This is a genomic window from Skermanella sp., from assembly GCF_059503625.1.
Window position 1 is genome coordinate 1 of the sequence record NZ_JCACHA010001072.1, and the last position, 5,686, is coordinate 5,686.

4 protein-coding genes are annotated in these 5,686 nt (G+C 67.2%); all 4 read left to right on the forward strand.

Features of this window, described 5'->3' with window-relative positions:
- Positions 1-859: hypothetical protein (locus tag AC5JJ6_RS38710; RefSeq protein ID WP_496047142.1), on the forward strand; the 859-nt coding region annotated here is incomplete at its 5' end.
- A gap of 380 nt (positions 860-1,239) precedes the next feature.
- Positions 1,240-1,812, forward strand: a complete 573-nt coding sequence (locus AC5JJ6_RS38715) for an SET domain-containing protein (protein ID WP_496047143.1) — start codon at positions 1,240-1,242, stop codon at positions 1,810-1,812.
- 43 nt (positions 1,813-1,855) lie between these two features.
- Positions 1,856-4,501: a HEAT repeat domain-containing protein gene (locus AC5JJ6_RS38720; protein WP_496047144.1), complete on the forward strand. Its 2,646-nt coding sequence runs from the start codon at positions 1,856-1,858 to the stop codon at positions 4,499-4,501.
- Positions 4,492-5,686, forward strand: a 1,195-nt coding sequence (locus AC5JJ6_RS38725) for a CHASE4 domain-containing protein (protein ID WP_496047145.1), incomplete at its 3' end; no start/stop codon positions are given. The genes AC5JJ6_RS38720 and AC5JJ6_RS38725, both read left to right, overlap by 10 nt.

The following is a 5,686-nucleotide window of genomic DNA, read 5'->3' on the forward strand; positions in this document are numbered from 1 at the left end:
CGCCGTCGCGGTGCAGCCGGGGCTTTACCGGCGAATTTCCTGGGGCGCCGTGATCGGCGGCGTGCTCATGGTGGTGGCGATCCAGCTTCTGCTGAGCATGCTCGGGATCGGCATCGGGTTGACGACGATCGATCCGGCACAGGGGGCGGCCGGTTCGCCCGACACCGGCACGCTCAGCATTAGCGCCGTCGTCTGGTGGGCGGTCAGCTACCTGGTGGCGCTGGTCATAGGCGGATATGTCGCGGCCCGTCTGGCCGGTGCATGGGAAAAGACCGACGGCGTGCTCCATGGTCTGCTGACCTGGGCGCTGGCGCTGGTCGTCAGCTTCTGGCTTCTGACCTCCGCCATCGGCAGCGTGATCGGCGGCGCCTTCAACGTGGTCGGCAACGCCGTTTCCGGCATATCGAGCACGGTCGCCGATGCCGCACCGCAGGTCGCCAGCGCTAGCGGGCTGTCGGCCGATCAGGTGCAGCAGCAGGTCCAGGAACTGCTCCGTCCGGCCGACCAGACGAACCAGAGCCCCGAAGCGGCCCAGCGCGAGCTGGTGTCTCTGGCTCCGAAGATCGTCGCAGGCGGCCCGGAAGCCGATCAGGCGCAGCAGCGGGCGACCCAGATCGTCAGCCAGCAGTCCGGCATCAGCGAGGAGGATGCCCGCGCCCGGATCGACCAGCTGAAGCAGCAGGCGACCCAGACGGCCCAGCAGGCGGAACAGACTGCCCGGCAGGCGGCCGACGTCACGGCCGACACCGTGTCGCAGGCGTCCATCTACGGGTTCGGCGCGCTGCTCCTGGGTGCCATCGCGGCCGCCATCGGCGGCTCGTCCGGCACCCGCCGCCGCGAGGACCTGAACGCGGTCTAACCCTGGTTATTATGGTTTAACCCTTGCGGTGATAAGATGCGGTCCTCCCGTCAATGGAGGGCCGCATCTTGTCTTCTACCTCTTGGTTGTTGGTTTGCATCTACCTCATGGTCGCTGCCGTAAGCGTCCTGGAAACAGGCTTTTCGGTTCAAAAAAGGACTCAATGGTCTTTCCTGCCGGTCTGTATCGTGGCGCTTCTCCATGGTCTCGGATGGCCGCTCCGCATGGCCGCGGGCGCCAGGAGGCCCTGACTGCCCGATCTATTAGTTAACTCATTATTAACTACGCAGACGCAGCTTACCCGAGTTGACTGGTCCTTGATTGATCTCGGGTGGGCGATGGATTCGATCGATTTTACTGTCGGTGAAGTTTCGGACGTTGTGACCTGGAATCAGGCCGGCTTCCTGAAGCCGCAACGCAAGCTTTCCCAGTACCTCTTTCTCTACGTGGCGCCTTCGATGGCGGCCGGGCTCGGTCTTTTCACCTCGAAGCCGTTCGAGGCGGGGGCCACCGTCCTCACCGTGACCGATCCCGATTATCTGGCGCAGGCTATGAGCCATGCGGAGATCACGGCGGCCGGGTTCAGCCACGCCGACATCTTCCAGGTGGGAAGCGACCTGTTCATCCCGCCCTATGGCGGACCGGACGACTTCACCAACCATAGCTGCGAACCGAACTGCGGCCTGAAGGTGCGTCCCGACGGCTTCTCGATGGTGGCCCTGTACGACATCGAGGCGAACGAGGAACTGACCTACGACTACTCGACCCATCAGGAGCATCCGCTGGAAGACATGGACTGCGCCTGCGGGTCGCGCGGCTGCCGCCGCGTGGTGCGCAGTTTCTCGACCCTGCCGAAGCATCTCCGCCGCCGCTACCTGTCCCTGGACATCGTCGCCGACTTCGCCGCCGAAATGGCGCTGATCGCGGCCGAAGGGTCGGATTGCCGCTTCTAGTCGCCGGCGGCGGTCCTCCCTGGTCGTGGTCATGGATGTGGATGTGATCAAGCCGCCTAAGCTGGTTGCCACCGCACTCCGGCGTCATCTCGCTTTCCCCGCCTGCGTCGTCGAACTGGCCGTGCTCGGCTCACTGATTTCCGGTTCCATCCTGATCCTGACGACCAGCGGCGCCGCCCTCTTCCTGGCGAACGAGGGCAGCGAGTCGATGCCCGTCTTCTACGTCCTGCTGGCGGCGGTCTCGATCCCGCTGGCGTCGGGGGTGTCCGCAGTGCTGTCGCGCTGGCTGACGCTCCAGGTCTCGGCGGCGCTCTGCCTCGCCTCGGCGCTGCTGGCGCTGGTGCTGTGGGGCATGGCGGCCGCCGGGATGCCGGGCGCCGCTTATGCGGCCTATATCGCGGCCTACAGCCTCGAGATCCTCTACGACACGCTGTTCTGGCTGCTGGCGTCGGAATACCTGACCACCCTCGACACGAAGCGGTACGCGGCGCAGCTCGCCATGGCGTTCGGCGCGGGCGGGGTCGGCGGCGGCATGCTGGCGTCGCTGCTGTCGCAGTACATTGCGACCCAGACCCTGCTGCTGGTGGCGGGCTTCCTGTTCGTCCTGTCGTTCCTGCAATGCCTGCGCATCGGCCGGCGGCTGACCCGGCTCGGCGACGGCGAGGACGAGGATGAAGATGAGGGCGGCGTGCTGGACGCCGTCCGTGCCCTGGCCGGCACGGTCAGGAGCTTCCCGCTGGTAGGAACCATCTGCGGCGGCATTCTGCTGATGTCCGCGCTGTTCTGCCTCCAGGATTATCTGGCGATGACCGTCTACGCCGAAGCTTATGCCGACGAGGACGAACTCGCGGGTTTCCTCGCCGTGGTCTATTCGGTCCAGCAGGCGGCTGAGCTGGTCATCCTGGCGCTGTTCGGCCGCATCGTGCTGGAGCGCGGCGGGCCGCTGCCGCGCAACCTGATCTTCCCGCTGACCACGCTGCTCAGCCTGTGCGGCCTCTTCCTGTTCTGGGGCCTGCCGGCGGCGGTCGTCATGCACATGAACGCCAACGCGGTGTCCAACGCGATCTTCGAGCCGGTCAAGACGCTGAACTACGCCGCAATTCCGTACCGCGTGCTGGGACAGGTCCGCATGCTGGCCGAAGGCGTCATCTACCCGGCCGGCATCGCCCTGTCCGGCATCGGGCTGATCTGGCTCCAGTCGATGGCGGAGCCGCGCACGACCCTGATGGTCGCCATAGCCCTGGCGGTGCTGTTCGTCGCGGTCTGCGCCGCCGTCGGGGCGGGGTTCCTGCCAAGCCTGCTGCGCAGCCTGCGCCAGCGTGCGGCGGTTCCCGCCGGGCAGTTGGGGAAGGCCGGCATGAACCGCTTCTCCCAGGCCGACATCCAGCGGCTGGAAAACCATCCCGATCCCCAGGTCAGGCTCTACGCCGCCGATCTGCGCAACCGCTTCGGAGGAGAGAGGAGGGCTCCGGTGGCGCCGCTGCCGGGACGCTGCATCCGGACCGTCGCGCGCGACCTGGAGCATCGCTCGGCCGAAACCCGGCAAGCGGCGGCCGAAGCGCTGGGGCGTTTCGGCGATGCCGCCATCGGGGAAGCGGTGCTCCGGCTGATGTCTCCCCGGCCCGAAGTGGCGCATGCCGCGATCCTGGCGCTCGGCTCCATCGGGTCCAGGCGCGCACGGCGTCTCCTGCTCGACCATCTGCGCCCCCTTTACCGGCAGGCCCGCCGCAACCTGCATGGCCTGGCGGCGATGCGCGGCTTCGGCGATTCGGCGGAGCTGGCCTCCGCGGAACTGGTCGAGGTGCTGGCGGCGGCCCTGTCGGCCAGCAACCGGCGGATCATCTGGCGCGTGCTGATGGTCAAGGCGGCGCTGGGCAGCCGGCGCGATATACGGCTGCTTCACAGCCTTGCGCATTCGTCCGACGCCCGCGTGCGCGCGGACGCCATAGAGGCGCTGTCCAGCATGCCGACCGGCCGCTTCATCCGCCCGGTCCTGTCGCTGCTGGAGGCGGGATCGGACGGTCCTCAGTCCGACATCCCCGCGACCGATGCGGCGGGAGCGCTTCTGATGGCAGCCGAATCGGACCGCTGGACGCGTCTGCTTGCCGCCAAGCTGCTCGAAGGCGGCCCCCTCGAAGGGCTGCCCGCAAACAAGATCGCAGTCACCGCGACGGAGGGAGAACAAGCCATGCTCGATCTCATCCTGTTCCTCAAGTCGGTCCCGCTGTTCCAGGCGCTGACGCTGGAGGAGATCGCCGACCTTGCCGAACGGGCGGAAACCACCAACCTCGCCGCCGGCCGCGTCGTGTTCGAAGCCGGTGCCGCGGTCCGGCATTTCTCGGTCATCCGAAGCGGCACGGTCGAACTGCGCATCCACGGCGTGGCCGTGGATGCGATCACGCGCGGCGCTTCGTTCGGGGAGAACGCCTTCATCGAGGATGCCCGCCACGCGGTGTCCGGCTTCGCCGTCACCGATCTGGTCGTCATGCGTTTCCACCGGGCGGTGATCGCCGATCTGGTGGCCGAACACCCGCTGGTCCTGCCGCCCGTCCTGGGCGAGTGGCAGCAGCGGGTCGCACGCCTTTATTCACGGCTGGCCGACCAGTCGGCCGGCATGCAGCCGCAGCAGCGGCTGCACCTGGTCCACATCGCCGAAGAAAACATCCGGAGCCCGGACGAATGCGCCTGATCTATCGCGTCATCCTCATCCTGTCGGCGGCGGCATTCGCCATGCTGATCGGCAACGCCCTGATCCTGCACCTCCTGGTCGGCGAGGAGTTCAAGAACCTGGAAAGCGAGCTGGCGGTCCGCAACGCCAACCGCGCGGTCGATGCGGTCTCCAACAATCTGGCGCATCTGCGGTCCTCCGCCATGGACTGGGCGGCCTGGGACAGCAGCTACGCGTTCATGCAAGGCGAGAGCGCCGGCGAGTTCGTGGACCAGAACCTGATGTTCCAGAGTTTCCAGGGTATCCAGGTCAACCTGATGTATTTCCTTCGCTACGACGGGACGGTGGTGTGGGGCGGCGTCTACGATCTGGAGACGGGCGAGGCGATGGACCTGCCCGAGTTCCCGGCGGACCGGCTGCCGCCCGACCGCCTGGCCTTGCTCCACCAGGGCGAGGGCGAGGGTGAGGGTGAGGGTGAGGACGAACCGGACCGTTCCGGGATCATGATGACCGGCCGGGGACCCATGCTGGTGGTCGGTGCTCCGATCCATCGGGCCGACGGCACCGGATCGGCGGCCGGCATACTGGTCCTCGGCCGTTTCCTCGACGGCGGCCTGATCGACCGGCTGGGCCGTCAGGTCCATGCCCGATTCACGCTCGACCCGATCGGACAGCGCCAGTCGCCGATCAAGGTGCAGGAGCCGACCGGCGAGATCTCCACGAATGAGGACGACGGCTCAGCCGCCCGGGAACGCCCGGACATCGAGGTGGAAGACGGTCAGCTCCGGGTCCGCAGCGTGCTGAAGGACATCGCGGGCAGCCCGGCCCTCGTCCTCGAAACCAGCTATGCCCGGAGCATCAGCGCCGCCGGAGACAGCATGGTCAACTACGTGCTGGCGCTGATGGGCGGGGTGCTGGGGATCACCGGTCTCGCCATCCTGCTGATGCTCAACGGCACGGTTCTCAAGCCGGTCGCCCGGCTGATGGACCGGGTCCTGGAAGCGCGCGGCGCCACGTCGCGGCTGAAGGCGGAAAAGGGCGACAGCAGGGACGGCGCTCCGGACGAGATCGCGATCCTGAGCGCGGAGTTCGAGCGCACGCTGGCCCAGCTGGAGGAGACCCGGAACCGGCTGGTCGAGCAGAGTTTCTATACCGGCGCGGCCGAACTGGTCGGCGGCATGACCCACAATGTGCGGAACGCCCTGA